Origin of the sequence: Pseudomonas mandelii (assembly GCF_002251635.1) — a bacterium.
GTDB classification, from domain to species: domain Bacteria; phylum Pseudomonadota; class Gammaproteobacteria; order Pseudomonadales; family Pseudomonadaceae; genus Aquipseudomonas; species Aquipseudomonas mandelii_B.
This window is the reverse complement of sequence record NZ_NMOJ01000164.1, coordinates 1-18,675: the sequence shown is the minus strand read 5'-3', so window position 1 is coordinate 18,675 and position 18,675 is coordinate 1. Positions and strand designations below refer to the sequence as shown.

General features: G+C 60.3%; 18 protein-coding genes and 1 pseudogene. 10 read left to right on the top strand and 9 right to left on the bottom strand.

What is annotated here, in order from left to right:
* The first annotated feature begins 158 nt into the window (after positions 1–158).
* The gene (locus B7L09_RS21075; protein WP_094470461.1) at positions 159–857 is read left to right on the top strand and encodes a DNA-3-methyladenine glycosylase; all 699 of its coding nucleotides are present in this window, start codon (positions 159–161) and stop codon (positions 855–857) included.
* A gap of 176 nt (positions 858–1,033) precedes the next feature.
* Positions 1,034–2,350, top strand: a complete 1,317-nt coding sequence (locus B7L09_RS21070; RefSeq protein ID WP_094470460.1) for a bifunctional DedA family/phosphatase PAP2 family protein — start codon at positions 1,034–1,036, stop codon at positions 2,348–2,350.
* 55 nt (positions 2,351–2,405) lie between these two features.
* On the opposite strand, the gene B7L09_RS21065 is transcribed toward B7L09_RS21070, so the two are convergent.
* The 5 genes from B7L09_RS21065 to B7L09_RS21045 form a co-directional block, all read right to left on the bottom strand.
* Positions 2,406–2,984 carry a hypothetical protein gene (locus tag B7L09_RS21065; RefSeq protein WP_010467358.1) on the bottom strand — a complete coding sequence of 193 codons (579 nt, stop codon included), beginning with the start codon at positions 2,982–2,984 and terminating at the stop codon, positions 2,406–2,408.
* An 87-nt stretch (positions 2,985–3,071) separates the two neighbouring features.
* Positions 3,072–3,287: a hypothetical protein gene (locus tag B7L09_RS21060; protein ID WP_102594344.1), complete on the bottom strand. Its 216-nt coding sequence runs from the start codon at positions 3,285–3,287 to the stop codon at positions 3,072–3,074.
* A gap of 112 nt (positions 3,288–3,399) precedes the next feature.
* A complete protein-coding gene (locus B7L09_RS21055; RefSeq protein ID WP_094470459.1) occupies positions 3,400–3,990 on the bottom strand; it encodes an LON peptidase substrate-binding domain-containing protein in 591 nt (196 codons plus the stop codon).
* 10 nt (positions 3,991–4,000) lie between these two features.
* The gene (locus B7L09_RS21050; protein WP_094470458.1) at positions 4,001–4,717 is read right to left on the bottom strand and encodes an LrgB family protein; all 717 of its coding nucleotides are present in this window, start codon (positions 4,715–4,717) and stop codon (positions 4,001–4,003) included.
* On the bottom strand, positions 4,714–5,076 hold the full coding sequence (locus B7L09_RS21045) for a CidA/LrgA family protein (protein WP_094470457.1): 363 nt from the start codon (positions 5,074–5,076) through the stop codon (positions 4,714–4,716). The genes B7L09_RS21050 and B7L09_RS21045 overlap by 4 nt, the downstream gene beginning before the upstream one ends.
* A 197-nt stretch (positions 5,077–5,273) precedes the next feature.
* Between B7L09_RS21045 and B7L09_RS21040 the strand changes: the two genes are divergently transcribed.
* The 3 genes from B7L09_RS21040 to B7L09_RS21030 all read left to right on the top strand — a co-directional run bounded on the left by B7L09_RS21040 (position 5,274) and on the right by B7L09_RS21030 (position 8,232).
* Positions 5,274–5,729: a MaoC family dehydratase gene (locus B7L09_RS21040; RefSeq protein ID WP_094470456.1), complete on the top strand. Its 456-nt coding sequence runs from the start codon at positions 5,274–5,276 to the stop codon at positions 5,727–5,729.
* A gap of 115 nt (positions 5,730–5,844) precedes the next feature.
* The gene (locus B7L09_RS21035) at positions 5,845–7,563 is read left to right on the top strand and encodes a C13 family peptidase (protein WP_094470455.1); all 1,719 of its coding nucleotides are present in this window, start codon (positions 5,845–5,847) and stop codon (positions 7,561–7,563) included.
* A 27-nt stretch (positions 7,564–7,590) separates the two neighbouring features.
* Positions 7,591–8,232: an oxidoreductase gene (locus B7L09_RS21030; protein ID WP_094470454.1), complete on the top strand. Its 642-nt coding sequence runs from the start codon at positions 7,591–7,593 to the stop codon at positions 8,230–8,232.
* Positions 8,233–8,351: 119 nt separating this feature from the next.
* Here B7L09_RS21030 and B7L09_RS21025 read toward each other — a convergent pair whose 3' ends face one another.
* From B7L09_RS21025 to B7L09_RS21010, 4 genes are all read right to left on the bottom strand, one after another.
* Entirely contained in the window at positions 8,352–8,636 is a 285-nt protein-coding gene (locus tag B7L09_RS21025) for a YceK/YidQ family lipoprotein (protein WP_094470453.1), read from the bottom strand.
* On the bottom strand, positions 8,629–9,261 hold the full coding sequence (gene ubiX / locus B7L09_RS21020) for a flavin prenyltransferase UbiX (RefSeq protein ID WP_094470452.1): 633 nt from the start codon (positions 9,259–9,261) through the stop codon (positions 8,629–8,631). Before ubiX ends, B7L09_RS21025 begins: the two co-directional genes overlap by 8 nt.
* Entirely contained in the window at positions 9,258–10,607 is a 1,350-nt protein-coding gene (mpl, locus tag B7L09_RS21015; protein ID WP_094470451.1) for a UDP-N-acetylmuramate:L-alanyl-gamma-D-glutamyl-meso-diaminopimelate ligase, read from the bottom strand. The genes ubiX and mpl overlap by 4 nt, the downstream gene beginning before the upstream one ends.
* A gap of 181 nt (positions 10,608–10,788) precedes the next feature.
* Positions 10,789–12,702 (bottom strand): sigma-54-dependent Fis family transcriptional regulator, encoded by a 1,914-nt coding sequence (locus B7L09_RS21010; RefSeq protein ID WP_094470450.1) that lies wholly within the window; start codon positions 12,700–12,702, stop codon positions 10,789–10,791.
* 300 nt (positions 12,703–13,002) lie between these two features.
* On the opposite strand from B7L09_RS21010, the gene exaC reads away from it, so the two are divergent.
* From exaC to B7L09_RS20985, 5 genes and pseudogenes are all read left to right on the top strand, one after another.
* Complete coding sequence (gene exaC / locus B7L09_RS21005; RefSeq protein WP_094470449.1) at positions 13,003–14,523, top strand: acetaldehyde dehydrogenase ExaC; 1,521 nt, start codon at positions 13,003–13,005, stop codon at positions 14,521–14,523.
* 131 nt (positions 14,524–14,654) lie between these two features.
* The gene (gene eat, locus B7L09_RS21000; protein WP_064454301.1) at positions 14,655–16,088 is read left to right on the top strand and encodes an ethanolamine permease; all 1,434 of its coding nucleotides are present in this window, start codon (positions 14,655–14,657) and stop codon (positions 16,086–16,088) included.
* A 51-nt stretch (positions 16,089–16,139) separates the two neighbouring features.
* Entirely contained in the window at positions 16,140–17,534 is a 1,395-nt protein-coding gene (locus B7L09_RS20995; protein ID WP_094470448.1) for an ethanolamine ammonia-lyase subunit EutB, read from the top strand.
* A gap of 8 nt (positions 17,535–17,542) precedes the next feature.
* The gene (gene eutC, locus B7L09_RS20990) at positions 17,543–18,367 is read left to right on the top strand and encodes an ethanolamine ammonia-lyase subunit EutC (protein ID WP_176457741.1); all 825 of its coding nucleotides are present in this window, start codon (positions 17,543–17,545) and stop codon (positions 18,365–18,367) included.
* A gap of 120 nt (positions 18,368–18,487) precedes the next feature.
* Positions 18,488–18,675 (top strand): annotated as a pseudogene (locus tag B7L09_RS20985) (GNAT family N-acetyltransferase); the annotation flags it as partial.

The window sequence follows — 18,675 nt, the reverse complement described above, 5'->3', positions numbered from 1 at the left end:
AAAGAGGAAAGCGGCAGATTATAGCTGTCGCGTCCCGGGACTAACAGCGGTGACGGGCGGATGGTCGAAATGGAGGGCAATTTGCCGACGTTCAGCCGGGATTAAGCTGCAAATTGTTATCATCACGACTCAATCAGCCTTGATAAACACCGTTCATCATGTCCAACCTGACTGTTCGAGCGTCCGCCGCACGCCTGCCCACGGGGCTCCCGGACGCATTTTTCGACCGCGACGCGCAAACCCTGGCCCGGGATTTACTGGGCAAGGTCATTCGTCATCGGGTCGGCGACCTGTGGCTGAGCGCCCGGATTATCGAAACCGAGGCCTATTACGTGGCCGAAAAAGGCAGCCATGCGTCGCTTGGCTACACAGAAAAGCGTAAAGCTTTGTTTCTGGATGGCGGCCACATCTACATGTATTACGCCCGCGGTGGCGATTCCCTGAACTTCAGCGCCCAGGGGCCGGGCAACGCGGTGCTGATCAAATCCGCCTATCCATGGGTCGACGAATTAAGCGGGCCGGCGAGCCTGGCGCAGATGCTGTTGAACAATCCCGACGCCCAGGGTCGCCCTCGCCTCTCGCAAAAGCTCTGCGCCGGGCAGACGTTGTTGTGCAAGTCGCTGGGGTTGAAGGTGCCCGTCTGGGATGCCAAGCGTTTTGACCATGAAGTGTTGCTGGTCGAAGACGTCGGCACGGCGCCTGCTCACATCATCCAGACCACGCGCCTGGGCATTCCCCACGGACGCGATGAACATTTGATGTATCGCTTCGTCGATGCGGCTTACGCGCCATATTGCACGCGGAACCCGCTGCGACGGGGGCAGGTCGAAGGTCGCGATTATTTTTTGCTGACTTGAACAATGAATATCCCCCTGTGGGACCAATGAACATCAGAGGGAGTTGTTTTTATGGGCCCATGGCTCGAATGTCAGTCCGCTATCGCGAGCAGGCTCAAGGTCGCGATTATTTTTTGCTGACTTGAACAATGAATATCCCCCTGTGGGACCAATGAACATCAGAGGGAGTTGTTTTTATGGGCCCATGGCTCGATAGCGTGACCGGTTGGCTGGCGGCTAACCCGCAATGGCTGGCCGCGGCGGTGTTCATAGTTGCATTCGTGGAATGCCTGGCGATTGCCGGGCTGATCGTGCCCGGCACGGTGTTGCTGTTCGCCGTCGCGGTACTGGCCGGCAGCGGGGCGCTGTCATTGAGCGAAACGCTATTGCTGGGGTTTGCCGCCGGCGTGCTGGGCGACATCGTTTCGTACTTCATCGGTCGACATTTCCACCAGAACATCCGGCGCCTGCCGGGGTTGCGCCACCATCCGGAATGGATCGCCGGCGCCGAGGCGTATTTCCAGCGCTACGGAATTGCCAGCTTGTTGGTCGGACGCTTTATCGGCCCGCTGCGCCCGATGCTGCCGATGGTCGCCGGGATGTTCGACATGCCTTTCCCGCGTTTCGCCGCTGTCAGTTTGCTGGCCGCCGCGGGCTGGAGCGTCGCTTACTTGCTGCCCGGCTGGGCCACGGGCGCGGCGATTCGCTTGCCATTGCCCGACGGTTTCTGGCCTGAGGCAGGGATCGTCGCCGGCAGCATCGCCGTCATGGTGGGTTTGAGCATTACCAGCAGCATGCGCCGCCATCGTAAAGCGACGGTGCTGATTGCCGGCATGAGCTTTCTGATTCTGGCAGGCCTGTTTATCGGCTACCCGCACCTGACCGCACTCGATCAGGGTGTGATGACCCTGGTCCAGGAACACCGCAGCCCGATGCTCGATGAAGTGGCCGTCACCTTCACGCTGATCGGCGAGTTCCGCAACATGCTGGTGTTCAGCGCCCTGCTGACCGGATTGCTGTTGCTCACCCGGCAGTGGCGCCAGGCGATTTTCGCTGGCGGCACCCTACTCTTCACCGCCCTCGGCAACACGTTTACCAAGCAATTTTTTGCCCGCGTGCGCCCGGAAGTACTCAGCGATCCGCTGACCAGCTACAGCATGCCCAGCGGCCACGCTTCGGGTTCCTTCGCGTTGTTCCTGACCCTCGCCGTGCTGGCCGGTCGCGGTCAGCCGCCACGGATGCGCCTGACCTGGTTGCTGCTGGGTTGTCTGCCGGCCCTGGCGATTGCCCTGTCCCGGGTGTACCTGGGCGCGCACTGGCCGACGGATATACTGGCTGGCGCAATGCTGGCGGCCTGCGTGTGCGCCGCCAGCTTATGGCTGAGCCAGCGTCAGACACCGCTCAATGCCATGCCGCCCAAGGTCTGGTGGCTGGTATTGCCGGCGATGGTGGCGCTGTTCGGGTTCTTTGCATTGCGACATCTGCCGCATGCGATGTTGCGGTATGCCTACTGATCAGGCAAACAACTCGCCCTGCAACTCATCCAGCAACGCCTGAATCGCATTTTTTTTATTTGCGCTCCTCACCCGGCTTATCAACAATCTTGATCACGAAGTTGACGGGATCATTGTTGAACGCATCATGCTTGGAGGTATTAGGATCAACATCTTTAAAATGCACTTTCCCCTTGTCGTTTGCCAGATAGAGCGGCCGACCATTAAGCTCACTCACGAGCTGCACATACCCTGGACCGGCAGCAAAATCATCAAAACTCGCTTGGTCCACCCCATGCTTACGTATCGAAAACCTGGCACCTTCCGAACCGCTATTCATATATAGATGACGGGTTCCGACATTAACCGTCAAATGACCACCTTCATAGGCGCCTCGAATAACGGCCAGCACTTCATACTTGCCAGCCTTGGGCACAAACTTCAACAATAGAGGCTTGTCATCCTCATGATCGGCGAGCGTCAGAATACTTGTGCTGTCGTCACTCGCCAATGCCACCTCCACGTCCAGGCGTTCGCGCCGGGTGATTCGCGGGTCACGCAGCCTAAGCTTCAGGCGCTGCTGGTTGAGCACCACCGGCGTGCCGTTGACGTAAAGATTAGCGGTAAATGCACTGCTTTGATTTTCCAGGGACATCAATCACCTCAAGATGCTGTTCACTCAATTTTTTTCAGCAAGACGCGCAAAACCCAGTCCGTTGCCGAATAGTTTATAAGTCGTGTACTAAAGAGCCGTCGGAGCGTTTGAAGTATCGACGGCAGTACCGGAGACTGGAAGTTTTACGCGCTTGCGCTTACGTCGAGCGACAACCATTGAGTCGGCATAGTAAGCAGCGGCATCAATAATATTAGCCGTATTCGGATCGTTGCTCGCGTGCTTTAAAATATAGCGCCCGGCAATATCATCCCAGAACATCCATTCATCTTCATATAGCGTCATAACCACATCCATATAGTTAACCGTTATCCGCTCCATGCGAATAACTGCAAACTACTGACTGAGCTTTGCATTGCGACATCTGCCGCATGCGATGTTGCGGTATGCCTACTGATCAGGCAAACAACTCGCCCTGCAACTCATCCAGCAACGCCTGAATCGCATCCAGTCGCTGCTGGGGATCGTCGAGTTGCAGCAGGTCGATCTTGTCCAGTTCGGCAAATGGCAACAGGTAGGCCAACTGATTGGCCAAGGACTGTTGCCCGGTCGCTTCGGTGCCCATGTTCAACGCCTCGACCATCGGGTGTTCGGCCAAGGCTTTGAGCAGGGCGACCAAGTCCGCATCCTCATCCTGCAGCGGCTGTTCAGGTTCGTCTTCCAGCCACTCGACGTCAGCGACGGTCAATTGATCGCGCTGCACCTCGGTGCGCAACACATGAAAACGCCGCCCGCCCTGCACGCGAATCCCCAGCAGGCCGTTGTCCTGTTGTTTGAAATCAGTGATCAACGCTTCGCAGCCGACCAGCGCATAGCCCTCCGGTGCGATGCCCACTTCTTCGCCGTCGAGAATGCACACCACGCCGAAGCCGCCGCCCTGTTTCATGCAGCGGCTGATCATGTCCAGGTAGCGCGCCTCGAACAGTTGCAAATCGAGGATGCAGCCAGGAAACAGCACTGTGTTCAGCGGAAAAAGCGGCAAGCTCATAGACATTTCCTTACACCACCATCGACACCGCCAACGGCAGGAAAACTGCCGTGGCCACGCCCATCAGACTCATCGCCAGCGCCGCGAAGGCGCCGCACTCTTCACTTTCCTGCAAGGCCACCGAAGTACCGACCGCATGGGCGGTCATGCCCAGCGCCATGCCCCGGGCTTCAGGGCTGTGCACGCCCAGCCGGGTCAACAGACTCGGCCCGAAGATCGCACCGATCACGCCGGTGATCAACACGAACACCGCGGCCAACGCCGCGACGCCGCCGATCTGCTCGGCCACCAGCATGGCAATCGGTGAGGTAACCGACTTGGGCGCCATGGTCATCAGCATCCTGTGTTCGGCGCCAAACCACCAGCCCAGCAAGACGCACAAGCCGGTAGCCACCACACCGCCTATCACCAGCGTAGTAAAAATCGGCCAGAACAATTGGCGAATCCGCCGCAGGTTCAAAAAGAGCGGCACCGCCAGGGCCACGGTCGCGGGCCCGAGCAGGATGCTTAGGATCTCGGTGCTCTTGCGGTACTCGGCAAAGGTGATCCCACATACCGTCAGCACGCCGATCACCAACAGCATGGAGACCAGCACCGGTTGCAGAAAGATCCAGCGGGTTTTTTCGAAGGCCGCCAGCACCAGCTGATAAGCGCCCAACGTAATGCCGATGCCGAACAACGGGTGATGAATCACCGAGTCCAGCGCTCCTTGCCAATCGAGGATCATGGGCGATCTCCGCGATGGGCATGACGTTTGACCATGCGCTGCATCAGCACCCCGGCAAACGCCATGGACAGCACCAGCGACAACACCAGTGCGCCGACAATGGCCCAGAAGTCCGCGGCGATGTCCTTGGCATACACCATCACGCCCACCGCCGGCGGCACCAGCAGCAACGGCAAATAACGCAACAGGCTGCTGGCGGCCAGGCTCAAGGGCTCACCGACTTGCCCGCGTGAAATCAGGTACACCAACAACAGCAGCAGGCCGACAATCGGCCCCGGCAGTACCGGTAAAAACAAATGGTTGATGGCTGTGCCCAGCAATTGGAACAGCACCAGCCAGGTCAGGCCACGTAACAACATCCAGCATCTCCCGCACGCGCTCCCCACCAAAAAGGGGCCGGGCATTATAAGCACGTCAACGCTATGGATCGGCATTCGCCAAAAGCATGGTCAGTTGACCGGAGCAATTTGCCATGTTGATCTAAAGTGGTTCACAGGGAGGTCAAATCCCCCCACTCGAAAAACTATAAATCCGATGAAACCCAAGGAGAGTCTCAATGCCCTATGTTCCCGTTGCAGAACTCAAAGATTATGTCGGCAAGGAACTGGGACGTTCCGAATGGCTCACCATCGACCAGGCGCGTATCAACCTGTTCGCAGAAGCCACAGGCGATTATCAGTTCATCCACGTCGACCCGGTCAAAGCCGCGCAAACGCCATTNGGCAGCACCATCGCCCACGGTTTCCTGTCGCTGTCGCTGATGCCCAAGCTCATGGAAGACATCCTGATCATGCCCGAAGGCCTGAAGATGGTGGTCAACTACGGCCTGGACAGCGTGCGCTTCATCCAGCCAGTGAAAGTCAACTCCAGGGTTCGTCTTAAAGTCGACATGAACGAAGTCATCGAGAAAAAACCCGGCCAATGGCTGCTCAAAGCCACCGCCACCCTTGAAATCGAAGGATCGGACAAACCGGCGTATATCGCCGAGCCGCTGTCCCTCTGTTTCGTCTGACACAAGCCTGATTGCGAAACAGCTCACGCTGTTTCGCGCCGTGTCTCTGCCGTGTCTCTATAAATGCGACACATAGCTGCGGCATACTCCGTCGCATAATTGCCCGGATCCCGCTATGCGCTCACTTGCTCCCCTTGCCCTTGCCCTGTTGCTCACCGCTTGCGGAGACGGCGAATCGCTGTTGCCGCCCGATGCGCGCCTGCCCGACGGCGGCCGCTACCGTGGCGATGTGGTCAATGGTTTGCTGCAAGGCCAGGGCCGCGTGGACTACCCCAACGGCAGTTGGTACGCCGGCCAGTTCGACAAAGGCCAGTGGCACGGCCAGGGCGAATGGCATGGCAGCAACGGCGAGGTTTATAAAGGCCAGTTCCATCAAGGCCTGTTCGACGGCAAGGGCACACTGACCACCAGCGGCAGCAGCTACACCGGCGGATTCAAACTCGGCCGCCGTGACGGTGAAGGCACACTCAAAGAAAACGCGATGACCTATCGCGGTGAGTTCAAGGCCGATCAATATTCAGGGCTTGGGCGTCTCGAACTCGATGACGGCAGTTCCTATCAGGGTCAGTTCGCCAACGGCAAACCCAACGGTGAAGGCCAGCGCAACGACGACAGTGGCAACCAGTTCAGCGGCCACTTTGTCGACGGCCAGCTCGAAGGCAACGGCACCTTCAACAGCGCCGACGGCGATATCTATGTCGGCCNCTTCAAGAACAATCAACTGCACGGCAAGGGCCGCTACGAAAACGCCGACGGCGATGTCTGGCTGGGCCAGTTCAAGGAAGGCTCGCTGAACGGCAAGGGCGAGTTGATCGGCGCTGACGGCAGCCATTATATCGGCCAGTTCAGCGACTGGCGCTTTACCGGCCAGGGTCGATTGAACCTGCCCGACGGCAGCTTCTACATCGGCCAGTTCGACAGTGACAGCTACTCGGGGCGCGGCACTCTGGTGCTCGCCGATGGCACGGTGCAAAGCGGAACGTGGATCAATGGCCAGCGTGTTCGCGATGCCGACGGCAAGTTGCTGCCCGACACCCTGGAGCTCGGCTTGCTGGCCCAGGGCCGGTTACTCGATGACGCTCTGTCCAACGTGCCAGCCTCGACCCCGATGGTCGAGCTGTACACCTTGACCCTGGGCGGCGACGGCAAGCAGAGCGTGTTCCTGCGTGAGGCCGATTACGTCAGCAACATGCTCGCCACCCGCTTCGGTGCGCGCGGGCAGATTCGCCTGGTGAACCATCGCGATCACCTCGTCGACCGGCCGATGGCCACCCGGGAAAACCTGCGCCGCGCCGCGATGACCCTGGCCGAACGCAGTGGCCCGGAAGACTTGATCTTCATCTACCTGACCAGCCATGGCAGCAGCGAACATGAACTGGTGCTCGATCAGCCGCGCATGGAGTTGGCCGACCTGCCGGCCGACGAACTCGCCGCCGTCCTAGCGCCGCTGAAAAATCGCGACAAGATCGTGGTGATTTCGTCCTGCTATTCCGGCGGCTTCATCCCCGCGCTCAAGGATGAACGCACGCTGATCATGACCGCTTCCCGCGCTGATCGGGTGTCCTTCGGTTGCTCGGAGGAAGCCAACTTCACCTACTTCGGCGACGCGCTGTTCGCCCAGGCGCTGAACCAGACCGACGACCTGGAGCAAGCCTTCAAGCTGGCCAAGGCGACGGTGGCAGAGCGTGAGCTCGCTGACGGCTTCGAAGCCTCTGAACCGCAGCTCTGGGCGCCGAAAACGGTCCTCTCGCACTGGCAACTCTTACGCAAACAGCAGGCACGAAAAGCGCTACAAAGTGTCTCTATCAGCAGCAAGGACGCAAAGAGCAACTAAGCTGAACAGTATCAAGGGGGAAACACTATGTACTTGACGCCTCAGCATGTATTGCTTGCCGGAGCTACCGGATTAACCGGTGAACATTTGCTTGATCGCCTGCTCAATGAGCCAACGATTTCAAGGGTACTGGCCCCCTCACGCCGGCCGCTGGCTGAGCATCCCCATCTGGAAAACCCGGTCGGCGACCCTGCAGTGTTTCTGCCGCAACTGAACGGTCGCGTCGACATCGCCTACTGCTGCCTCGGCACCACGATCAAACAGGCCGGCTCGGAANNCGCCTTTCGCGCTGTCGACCTGGACATGGTGGTGGCCTTCGCCAAGCGCGCACGGGAAATGGGTGCCCGGCACCTGATCGTGATCAGTGCCTTGGGGGCCGATCGCAGATCCTCGGTTTTCTACAACAAGGTCAAAGGCGAGATGGAATACGCATTGCGCGCGCAGGACTGGCCGCAGCTGACCATTTGCCGACCTTCCATGTTGCTGGGCGAACGACTCGAACCGCGCACGGTCGAGCAACTTGTCGGACCGTTGTCGCGCTTGATCCCCGGCAAATATCNCGGCATTGAAGTCTGCGAACTGGCCCGTGCCATGTGGCGCCTGGCGCTGGAAGAGCAGGACGGCGTGCGGGTNGTCGAGTCGGATGAGTTGCGCAAGCTAGGCAAATAAAGCCCCACAAAGATCGTTCCCACGCTCCGCGTGGGAACGATCAGTTAGAGACCACCCGTCAAGCTAGGCAAATAAAGCCCCACAAAGATCGTTCCCACGCTCCGCGTGGGAACGATCAGTTAGAGACCACCCGTCGCCTGGAAACTCACCCCGATCACCGTCAGCAATGACAACGGCAACAACAGCGTGTCGAGCAACGCGCTGGCCGGCAGGTCGACGCCGGGGTAGCTCGGCGCTTCGGCGCCGAACCGGTCCATCGCGCAGCAACCGCCATTCATGGCATACAAATCCAGACGCGTCCCCGCGTACACCACNGGTGCGCCAGGCTGCGCGGCATCCAGCGTGCGCGCCGTGGCGCAGCCCGCCAATTGCAGGGCCAGCAGAACAATCAGCAGCTTATTCATCGCTGCTCAAATGGTGTTCGCCCCAGCGCGGCAGCATGTCTTGCGGGATATTCAGCAGGTTGAGAATCCGCGCCACGACGAAGTCCACCAAGTCATCGATGGTCTGCGGCTGATGATAGAACCCGGGCGATGCCGGCAAAATGGTCACGCCCATGTTCGACAACTTGAGCATGTGCTCCAGGTGGATACTCGAATACGGCGCCTCGCGCGGTACCAGGATCAACTGGCGACGCTCCTTCAAGGTCACGTCCGCCGCACGCTCGATCAGGTTGTTGCAGGCACCGGTGGCAATCGCCGACAAGGTGCCGGTGGAACATGGCACCACCACCATCGCCGCCGGTGCGCCCGAGCCGGAGGCCACTGGCGACATCCAGTCCTCTTTACCATAAACCTTGATCTGACCCGCCGCCGCACCGGTGTATTCGGTGAGGAACGCCTGCATCATCTGCACCTTGGGCGGCAGCGCAACATCGGTCTCGGTGGCCAGCACCAGTTGCGCGGCCTTGGAGATCAGAAAATGCACCTCGCGGTCTTCGCGCACCAGGCAGTCGAGCAGACGTAAACCGTACTGGGCGCCCGAAGCGCCGGTCATCGCGAGGGTGATGCGTTCCGGGCCATTGTTCATTTCAACGCCTCGGCCAGCTTGCCGTGCAGGCCGCCGAAACCGCCGTTGCTCATGACCACCACATGGGTGCCGGGCCTGGCCTGACTCTTCACGCGCTCGATGATGCCTTCCAGGGAATCGCTGACGATCGATGGCACGGTGCACAGCGCAGCGGTCGCGCCCAGGTCCCAACCGAGGTTGGAGGGGGCGTACCAGATCACTTGATCGGCATCGACCACGCTTTCCGGCAAGCCGTCGCGGTGAGCGCCAAGCTTCATGGAGTTGGAGCGCGGCTCGATGATCGCAATCAACGGCGCATCACCGATGCGTTTGCGCAAGCCGTCGAGGGTCGTCGCAATCGCCGTCGGGTGGTGAGCAAAGTCGTCGTAGATGGTGATNCCGCGAACCTCGGCGACTTTCTCCATCCGGCGTTTCACGCTTTTGAAGGCGCTCAATGCAGCGATGCCCATCGACGGTACAACGCCGACGTGGCGAGCGGCCGCCAATGTGGCCAAGGCATTCGCGACGTTGTGCTGGCCGGTCATGTCCCACTCGACAATGCCCTGTGCTTCGCCTTCGAACANCACTTCAAACCTGGAGCCGTCTTCGCTGAGCAACTTGACCTGCCACTGACCGCCAGCACCGGTNGTTTGCACGGGGGTCCAGCAGCCCATCTCGATCACCCGCTGCAAGGCAGGCTCGGTGGTCGGGTGGATCACCAGGCCTTCACTCGGGATGGTGCGCACCAAATGGTGGAACTGCCGCTCGATGGCGGGCAAATCGGGGAAGATGTCNGCGTGATCGAACTCGAGGTTGTTCAGGATCGCGGTGCGCGGGCGGTAATGGACGAACTTGGAGCGCTTGTCGAAGAAAGCGCTGTCGTATTCATCCGCCTCAATCACGAAAAACGGTGTATCGCCCAAACGCGCCGACACCGAGAAGTTTTGCGGCACACCGCCAATCAGAAAGCCCGGGCTCATGCCGGCGTGTTCCAGCACCCAGGCCAGCATGCTGCTGGTGGTGGTCTTGCCGTGAGTACCGGCCACCGCGAGCACCCAACGGCCTTGCAGCACATGGTCGGCCAGCCATTGCGGACCGGAAACATAGGGCAGGCCTTTGTTCAACACGTACTCGACGGCCGGATTGCCACGGGACATGGCGTTGCCGATCACCACCAGGTCCGGGACCGGGTCGAATTGCGAAGGATCGTAGCCTTGGGTCAACTCAATACCCTGGGCTTGTAGTTGCGTGCTCATGGGCGGGTAAACGTTGGCATCGGAGCCGGTGACGTGATGGCCCAATTCTTTGGCCAGAACCGCCATCGAGCCCATGAATGTGCCGCAGATACCGAGAATATGAATNTGCATAGTCGACCTCGTAAAACATGGCCGCAGGTTAGCGTAGGGAGGGGAAAATCGCACCTTGTGTTTCGGTCTCACGGACGCCAATCGCGGGCAAGCCCGCTCCCACAGGTCTTGTGCCATGCCTGAATACTGTGAACTACATAAGTGTGGGAGCGGGCTTGCCCGCGATTGGCCACGACGTGGTTTACCGGGCGATGCCGTGCTTACGCAGCTTGCGATAGAGAGTGTTACGGCTGACACCGAGCTGTTCGGCGGTATGCGTCATGTGCCAACGGGTTTGTTCCAGCACATTGAGCAACGCCAGCCGCTCGGCATCATCCAGCGGATGTTCGGAAGGCTCTTCAACGGCCACAACCGGCACCGGCCGAACCTGACGAATCATCACCGGCAAATCCTCCAGCCCGATCCGCCCGCCGTCACACAACGCCGCCAAGGTGCGCAGCACATTGCGCAACTGCCGCACGTTCCCCGGCCACGCGAAGCCCAGCAAGGCTTGCCGGGCCGGTCCATCGATCAGCACCGTCTCTGCGCCCGCCTCTTCGGCCAGCAGAAAATCAAGCAACTGCGATTTATCACTGCGCTCACGCAAGGCCGGCAATGCGATCTCCAACCCATTGAGCCGGTAATACAAATCCTCACGGAAGCTGCCGTCCTGCACCCGTTCCAGCAAATTACGGTGAGTGGCACTGATGATCCGCACATTGACCGACTCCGGCTCGCCGCCAATCGGCACCACCTGACGATCTTCCAGCACCCTTAANAGCCGGGTTTGCAACGCCAACGGCATGTCGCCAATCTCATCGAGAAACAGCGTGCCGCCGTCGGCTTGCTGTAATTTGCCGCGCATACCTTCTTTCAGCGCGCCGGTAAAGCTGCCGCCGCGGTAACCGAACAACTCACTTTCAATCAGGTTTTCCGGGATGGCGGCACAGTTGAGAGCGACGAAGGCGTTGTCGGCACGCGAGCTGGCCTGATGCACGGCTTTGGCGAAGGCCTCTTTGCCGGAACCGGTTTCGCCATTGATCAACAGCGGCACGTCTCGCTCGAAGACTCTCAAGGATTTGCGGAAATCTTCCTGCAACGCGGCATCGCCCAGACAGATGCCCGACAGGCGCGGACGCGAGGCAATCGCCGGGCCTGGCACCACCGGCACCGGAATGCTGCGCGGCTGACCGCGCAACACGGCAAACAGGCTCCGCCCGTCACGGGTGCGCAATGGCCAACTGGCGCTGGCGTTGACACTGGCGCGGCCGAGCAACTGGTCCAGCGAACACTCGAAAAACGCCTCGACCGGCTGCCCCAACAAGCCGCCGCGAACNTGCCCCAGCAGGTTCAACGCACTCTGGTTGACCGCGCTAATGCGCCCTTCTCCGTCGAACGCCAGCAAGCCTTCGCTGAACAACCCGACGGACTCTGCCTGCAAGTGAAAGCGCAGCAGCCAGTGGTTCTCAAAATGACGCAGGAAGTAACAACTCTCGATCATCTTCGCCGACAGGTTCACCAGCGCCATGGTGTGGAACTGGCTCTGGCGCGANACTTCGTGACGCGCGGAGGACACGTCGAGCACCGCCAGCAGCTCGCCGTGAGGGTCGAACACAGGGCTCGCCGAGCACGTCAGGCCGGTGTGGCGGCCACGAAAGTGCTCATCGCGGTGAATCGTCAGGGACTGGCGCTCGACCAGGCAGGTGCCGATGCCGTTGGTGCCTTCGCACGCCTCGCTCCAGTCCGCACCCAGCCACAGCCCGGCGCGCTCGAAAATCTTGCGCTCGGACGGCGCGGTGACGCAGTTGAGGATCACCCCGCGCGCATCGGTGAGCAGCACCGCATGGCCAGCGCCGGAAAGCTGTTGATGCAGGCTGTTCATCTCGCTGCCGGCGATGCTCAGCACTTGTTGCAGGCGTTCGCGGCTTTCCAGCAGNCGGCCGTGCTCAAGCACTGTNGGGGCNATCGTCAGGGNGGGGTCGAGGTGATAATCCTCAAGGCAGCGCAACCATGAACGGGCGATGGACGGGTCGCTGCCAGGACCGTGCAGGTGGGACTTTCCCTGAGTGACGGTCAAGACTTGCTGGGCATGGCGACTCAAATGGTTGTCGTGCATTTCTTATTATTCTCCCCGGGGCTCGGCAACCCGTGGTTGAGGTGACCCCGAGCATCCTCCAGCCTAGCCTGCATTGCAATGCTGGCAAGACCCGCCAGTCACAGCCTGTGCCAAAAGCGGTACAAAGTGTCACGAGGGCTGTATCGATAGCGTCACAGACGCCACCCGCCTGTCCGACATAAACAACGCAAGGCCTTGATTTGCCTGACCTGCAAGGCAGTGGCCCGACCTTTGCTCTACGCTTATAACAAGCGCACATGCGCTCTCTCTTATAAGTACAAAAGCCAAGGAGAAATCACCATGCGTTACGCTCACCCCGGTACTGAAGGCGCTATCGTTTCGTTCAAGGCCAAGTACGGTAACTACATCGGCGGCGAATTCGTCGCGCCTGTCAAAGGTCAGTACTTCACCAATACCTCGCCAGTGAATGGCCAACCGATTGCCGAATTCCCGCGCTCCACGGCCGAAGACATCGACAAAGCCCTGGACGCCGCCCACGCCGCTGCCGATGCCTGGGGCGCCACGTCCGCCCAGGCGCGCTCGCTGGTGCTGCTGAAAATCGCCGACCGCATCGAACAAAACCTGGAAGTCCTGGCAATCACCGAAACCTGGGACAACGGCAAAGCCGTGCGTGAAACCCTCAACGCCGACATCCCGCTGGCCGCCGACCATTTCCGCTACTTCGCCGGTTGCATCCGTGCCCAGGAAGGCAGCGCCGCCGAAATCGATGGCAATACTGTTGCGTATCACATCCACGAACCCCTGGGCGTGGTCGGGCAGATCATCCCATGGAACTTCCCGATCCTGATGGCCGCATGGAAACTGGCGCCGGCCCTGGCCGCCGGTAACTGCGTGGTGCTCAAGCCGGCCGAGCAAACCCCGCTGGGCATCAACGTGTTGATGGAGCTGATCGGCGACCTGCTGCCGCCAGGCGTGCTGAACGTGGTGCACGGTTACGGCAAAGAAGCCGGCGAAGCCCTGGCCACCAGCAAACGCATCGCCAAAATCGCCTTCACCGGCTCGACCCCGGTGGGCTCGCACATCATGCACGCGGCGGCCGAGAACATTATTCCGTCCACCGTCGAGCTGGGCGGCAAGTCGCCGAACATCTTCTTCGCCGACATCATGAAAGCCGAACCTTCGTTCATCGAAAAGGCTGCCGAAGGCCTGGTGCTGGCGTTCTTCAACCAGGGCGAAGTGTGCACCTGCCCATCGCGCGCACTGGTGGAAGAGTCGATCTACGACGACTTCATGAAAGTGGTGATGAAAAAGGTCGAGCAGATCAAACGCGGCGACCCGCTGGACACCGACACCATGGTCGGTGCCCAGGCGTCCGAGCAGCAATTCGACAAGATCCTCTCCTACCTGGAAATCGCCAAGGGCGAAGGCGCGCAACTGCTGACCGGCGGCAAGGTCGAGAAGCTCAGCGGCGACATGGCGACCGGGTATTACATCCAGCCGACCCTGCTCAAGGGCACCAACAAAATGCGTGTGTTCCAGGAAGAAATCTTTGGCCCGGTGGTGAGCATCACCACGTTCAAGGACGAAGCCGAAGCCCTGGCGATCGCCAACGACACCGAGTTCGGCCTGGGCGCCGGCGTGTGGACCCGCGACATCAACCGCGCCTACCGCATGGGCCGTGCGATCAAGGCGGGCCGCGTATGGACNAACTGCTACCACCTGTACCCGGCGCATGCCGCGTTCGGCGGTTACAAGAAGTCCGGCGTCGGGCGTGAAACNCACAAGATGATGTTGGACCACTACCAGCAGACCAAAAACTTGCTGGTGAGCTACGACATTAATCCGTTGGGCTTCTTCTAACTAAACCCTGTAACAGGCGCCCAGTTCTCAACTTGAAATGCAATTCAAGTGTGAGAGCTGGCTTGCCTGCGATGCAGGCATTCGGCACAAAGATGCCGAATTAGAACAATAACAATGGAAGGTACTTCCCTATGCCTAGCGAACCCACTGGCTCTTCCGTCGACTTCGAAAAAGTCGGCAGCGACTACTTCCAACAACGCGAACTTAAAAAAGGCGCCGCCGGCTGGGTGCTGTTAGTCGGCCTTGGCGTTGCCTATGTTATCTCCGGCGACTACGCCGGCTGGAACTTCGGCCTGGCCCAGGGTGGCTGGGGCGGCATGTTCCTCGCCACCTTGCTCATGGCCACCATGTACCTGTGCATGTGCTTTTCCCTGGCTGAACTGTCTTCGATGATCCCCACCGCCGGCGGCGGCTACGGTTTTGCCCGCAGCGCTTTTGGCCCTTGGGGCGGGTTCCTCACGGGCACCGCCATCCTGATCGAATACGCCATCGCCCCCGCCGCCATCGCGGTGTTCATCGGCGCTTATTGCGAGTCGCTGTTCGGCATTGGCGGCTGGATGATTTACCTGGCGTTTTACATCATCTTTATCGGCATCCACATCTTCGGCGTGGGCGAAGCCTTGAAGTTGATGTTTGTGATTACCGCCGTCGCCGCGATTGCCCTGGGCGTGTTCCTGGTGTCGATGGTGCCGCACTTCAACGTCGCCAACTTGCTGGATATTCCGGTGACCGAGGCCAAGGGCGCCAGCACGTTCCTGCCGTTCGGCTACGTCGGTGTGTGGGCGGCGATTCCCTATGCAATCTGGTTTTTCCTTGCAGTCGAAGGCGTGCCATTTGCCGCTGAAGAAACCAAAAACCCTAAACGCGACCTGCCACGCGGCCTGATCGGCGCCATTGTGGTGCTGACCAGTTTTGCCCTGCTGATTCTGGTGATTGCACCGGGTGGCGCGGGGACTTACGCGCTGATCAAATCGGGCAACCCGCTGGTTGAAGCACTGGCACTCTCCTACGGCGGTTCAACCTGGATGGGCGGCTTCGTCAACCTGGTTGGCCTGGCGGGATTGATCGCGAGCTTTTTCTCGATTATCTACGCCTATTCGCGGCAGATCTTCGCGTTGTCCCGTGCCGGTTACCTGCCGCGCAAACTGTCCCAAACCAACAAAAGCAAAGCGCCAGTGCTCGCGTTGGTGATCCCCGGCATCATCGGTTTTGGCTTGTCGCTGACCGGCCAGGGTGACTTGCTGATCCTGGTGGCGGTGTTTGGCGCAACCATTTCCTACGTGCTGATGATGGCCGCGCACATCACGTTGCGCATCCGTCGCCCCAAAATGGACCGTCCGTACCGCACACCGGGCGGCATTTTCACTTCCGGCGTGGCGCTGGTGCTGGCGTGCGTGGCCGTGGTGGCGGGCTTTCTGGTGGATCCACGGGTGGTGATTGGCGCTGCGATCATCTATGGAGTATTAATTGCTTACTTTGCTTTCTACAGCCGGCATCACTTGGTAGCAGGCACGCCGGAAGAGGAATTCGCGGCGATCCAGGCCGCAGAGGCCGCCTTGCACTAACTGCCGTAAACCTCGACGCGGGCGCTTTACTCACAGCCTGCACACCGTCCCATGGCCACATTTGCCCATTCCGTCGGCGCCCAGACCTACCGCTTCGCGAGCCTCAAGGACGTGATGGCCAAGGCCAGTCCGGCGCGCTCCGGGGACTTCCTGGCCGGCGTCGCCGCCCTCAACGATGGCGAGCGTGTGGCCGCTCAAATGGCCTTGGCTGACATCCCCCTGACCCACTTCCTGCAGGAAGTATTGATTCCTTACGAAGCCGATGAAGTCACCCGACTGATCATCGACACGCACGACAAACACGCGTTCACCACCGTCAGCCACCTCACCGTCGGCGGCTTCCGCGACTGGCTGCTCAGCGATGCGGCCAACGAACAGAGCCTGCGCGCCCTGGCGCCCGGGCTGACCCCGGAGATGGTCGCCGCGGTCTCAAAAATCATGCGCGTGCAGGATCTGGTGCTGGTGGCGCAGAAAATACGCGTGGTCACGAGATTCCGCGGCACGATGGGCTTGCGCGGGCGGTTATCCACACGCCTGCAACCCAACCACCCCACCGACGAACCGGCCGGCATTGCNGCGAGCATTCTCGACGGCCTGCTCTACGGCAACGGCGACGCCATGATCGGCATCAACCCGGCCACCGACAGCATCGCCTCGATCTGCGCCATGCTGGAGATGCTCGACGCGATCATCCAGCGCTACGAAATCCCGACCCAGGCCTGCGTGCTGACCCACGTCACCACCTCCATCGAGGCCATTAACCGTGGCGTGCCGCTGGACCTGGTGTTTCAGTCGATTGCCGGCACCGAGGCCGCCAACGCCAGTTTCGGCATCAGCCTGAGCGTGCTGCAGGAAGGTTACGAGGCGGGCTTGAGCCTGAATCGCGGCACCTTGGGCCAGAACCTGATGTATTTCGAAACCGGCCAGGGCAGCGCCTTGTCGGCCAACGCGCACTTTGGCGTTGACCAGCAAACCTGCGAAACCCGTGCCTACGCCGTGGCGCGGCATTTCAAACCGTTCCTGGTGAACACCGTCGTAGGGTTTATCGGCCCCGAGTACCTGTACAACGGCAAGCAGATTATCCGCGCCGGCCTCGAAGACCACTTCTGCGGCAAGCTGCTCGGCGTGCCGATGGGGTGCGACATTTGCTACACCAACCACGCCGAAGCCGACCAGGACGACATGGACACCCTGCTGACCCTGCTGGGTGTGGCCGGGATCAACTTCATCATGGGCATCCCCGGCTCCGACGACATCATGCTCAACTACCAGACCACCTCGTTCCACGACGCCCTGTACGCCCGCCAAACATTGGGTTTAAAGCCGGCGCCGGAATTTGAACAGTGGCTGGCGAAAATGGGCATCTTCACGCAAGCCGACGGCAAGATTCACTTCGGCGACAGCCTGCCGCCAGCCTTCCGCCAAGCGATGGCGCAACTGGGATGAGTGTTGAAATGGATAAGCCACCTGTTGATCCAGAGAATCCGCTACTGGAGCTGCGCCGCCTGACCCCGGCGCGGATTGCCCTGGGCCGCACCGGCACCAGCATCCCCACCAGCGCGCAGCTGGATTTCCAGTACGCCCACGCACAAGCCCGGGACGCCGTGCACTTGCCGTTCGACCATGCTGGGCTCCGCTCGCAACTGGCCGAGGCCGGGCGCGAGAGTGTGCTGCTGCACAGCGCCGCCACGAACCGGGACAGTTACTTGCAGCGCCCTGATCTGGGGCGAAAGTTGAGTGATGAGTCGGCCCAGACCCTGCGCGAATACGCGCAGGCGAACCCTGGCGGTGTGGATTTGGTGATCGTGGTCGCCGATGGCTTGTCGGCGCTGGCCGTTCATCGCCATACCTTGCCGTTTCTGGCGCGGATGCAAGAGCAAATCGAGGCTGAAGGCTGGTCCGTTTCACCGGTGGTGCTGGTGGAGCAAGGCCGGGTCGCGGTGGCTGACGAGATTGGCGAACTGCTCGGCGCAAAAATGGTGGTGATCCTGATCGGTGAACGCCCAGGGCTCAGTTCGCCGGACAGCCTGGGCCTGTATTTCACCTATAACCCCAAGGTCGGCCTGACCGACGCCTATCGCAACTGCATCTCCAATGTGCGCCTTGAGGGGTTGAGCTACGGCATGGCCGCGCATCGCCTGCTGTACTTGATGCGCGAGGCGTGCCGCCGGCAGTTGTCGGGGGTCAATCTGAAGGACGAGGCGCAGGTTCAGACGCTGGAGTCGGACGCCGGTGCGGACATGAAAGGTAATTTCCTACTGAGCCCGCCGAATGCCTGAACCGTTTCCGCATTGCGTTTCTATTCCGGTTTCAGGCAGGATCGATGCACGGCTGCCCGAGTGAAGAACCGTTCGCCGTCAGAGCACGTGAAGACAGCCACTTGAAGACGAGACCTATCGATGCGGATTATTCAAGCGACCCTCGAACACCTGGACCTGCTGACCCCGTTGTTCGTCAAATATCGCGAGTTTTATGGCTCACTGGCCTATCCAGACTCCTCCCGGGCGTTCCTTGAAAAACGTCTGCGACGCAAGGAATCGGTGATTTACCTGGCGCTGGCCGATGGCGACGACAAACTGNTGGGTTT

Excerpts from the sequence above, each read along its gene's own strand:
- B7L09_RS21075 (WP_094470461.1), top strand. The coding sequence starts at position 159 with ATGTCCAACCTGACTGTTCGAGCGTCCGCCGCACGCCTGCCCACGGGG.
- B7L09_RS21070 (WP_094470460.1), top strand. The coding sequence starts at position 1,034 with ATGGGCCCATGGCTCGATAGCGTGACCGGTTGGCTGGCGGCTAACCCG.
- B7L09_RS21065 (WP_010467358.1), bottom strand. The coding sequence starts at position 2,984 with ATGTCCCTGGAAAATCAAAGCAGTGCATTTACCGCTAATCTTTACGTC.
- B7L09_RS21060 (WP_102594344.1), bottom strand. The coding sequence starts at position 3,287 with ATGACGCTATATGAAGATGAATGGATGTTCTGGGATGATATTGCCGGG.
- B7L09_RS21055 (WP_094470459.1), bottom strand. The coding sequence starts at position 3,990 with ATGAGCTTGCCGCTTTTTCCGCTGAACACAGTGCTGTTTCCTGGCTGC.
- B7L09_RS21050 (WP_094470458.1), bottom strand. The coding sequence starts at position 4,717 with ATGATCCTCGATTGGCAAGGAGCGCTGGACTCGGTGATTCATCACCCG.
- B7L09_RS21045 (WP_094470457.1), bottom strand. The coding sequence starts at position 5,076 with ATGTTGTTACGTGGCCTGACCTGGCTGGTGCTGTTCCAATTGCTGGGC.
- ubiX (WP_094470452.1), bottom strand. The coding sequence starts at position 9,261 with ATGAACAATGGCCCGGAACGCATCACCCTCGCGATGACCGGCGCTTCG.
- eat (WP_064454301.1), top strand. The coding sequence starts at position 14,655 with ATGCCTAGCGAACCCACTGGCTCTTCCGTCGACTTCGAAAAAGTCGGC.
- eutC (WP_176457741.1), top strand. The coding sequence starts at position 17,543 with ATGGATAAGCCACCTGTTGATCCAGAGAATCCGCTACTGGAGCTGCGC.